The sequence below is a fragment of the Paenilisteria riparia FSL S10-1204 genome (genome assembly GCF_000525995.1).
Classification (GTDB): Bacteria; Bacillota; Bacilli; order Lactobacillales; family Listeriaceae; genus Listeria_A; species Listeria_A riparia.
Genome location: NZ_AODL01000068.1, coordinates 1 through 667, shown reverse-complemented (window position 1 = coordinate 667; position 667 = coordinate 1). Strand labels below are relative to the sequence as shown.

The 667-nt window shown below is 47.4% G+C and carries 1 protein-coding gene; it reads right to left on the bottom strand.

Features of this window, described 5'->3' with window-relative positions; translation table 11 throughout:
- Positions 1-667, bottom strand: a 667-nt coding sequence (locus tag PRIP_RS16025; RefSeq protein ID WP_052009002.1) for an NAD-dependent epimerase/dehydratase family protein, incomplete at both ends; no start/stop codon positions are given.

The following is a 667-nucleotide window of genomic DNA, read 5'->3' as shown; positions in this document are numbered from 1 at the left end:
CGGCAACATCTCCTACATACACATAATCCCCGTGTACAACCACGCGGCATATCGGGATAGGTCATTAACACCGATGTTTGATTAGCCACGATATTGTTCACAAAAATAGGCACCACCCCACATTCGCCATCTGGAATTTGACGTGGTCCAAACACATTAGCATACCGTAAAACAGTATACGCAAAACCGTAGGCTTCGGCATAAATTGCGAGGTATTGTTCGCCGGCATATTTGGTAATGGCATACGGGGATATCAGTTGTGGTGTGTCCTCTTCCCTAGATGTTTCGTCCCCTTCGATGACTTTACTTAACGCACCACCCGATGACACATACACAAAAGTGTCAATGGGGTGTTTTTGAATACACGCCAACAAAACAAGCAATCCTTTGCCGTTGATGTCTAAATCATATAGCGGGTCTTCCAGCGATGTAACGACCGATTTCTGCGCCGCGTGATGATTGACGATCGTCGGTTGAAAGCTGGCAAAAAGCGCGGCCATGGCTTCCGGATGCGTGATATCTGCTTCCACAAATTGAAAATGCGCAGAATCGAGCAGATGCGCAATATTCGCACGTTTGCCAGAAGATAAATTATCTACGCACAACACCTCATAGCCGTCCGCCACATAGGTATCACAGACATGGGACCCAATAAATCCGGCACCGC